The following is a 379-nucleotide window of genomic DNA, read 5'->3' on the forward strand; positions in this document are numbered from 1 at the left end:
CACCGCGTGCCAGTGTAGCTTTGCGCGTAAGGATTCCGTGAGGACCGCGCATCCCACCGTAGGGATTCCGTGAGGATCGCGTGAGGATGCCATCAGGAGGCGTAGTGTCGCCGGACGTGTCAGACGAAAACAGGGAGGGCGCGGACTCACCGCCGCTCGCCAAGCGCATCCTCATCGGAGAACCGCTGACGAGCCAGCAGGTAGACGACCAGCTGCTCCCGAAGCGGATGGCTCTTCCCATCTTCGCGTCCGACGCGCTCAGCTCGGTGGCCTACGCCCCGCAGGAGCTGGTGATGATCCTGCTGATCGGCGGGCTCACCTTCCTGTCGTTCACGCCGCTCGTCGCGATCGCGGTCGTGGTGCTGCTGATCGTGGTCGT

General features: G+C 64.9%; 1 pseudogene. It reads left to right on the forward strand.

Annotated elements, in window-relative coordinates:
* Positions 1-86: 86 nt before the first annotated feature.
* A pseudogene (locus tag L687_RS24920) lies at positions 87-379 on the forward strand (DNA-binding protein); the annotation flags it as partial.

Source organism: Microbacterium maritypicum MF109 (assembly GCF_000455825.1).
GTDB classification, from domain to species: Bacteria; Actinomycetota; Actinomycetes; order Actinomycetales; family Microbacteriaceae; genus Microbacterium; species Microbacterium maritypicum_A.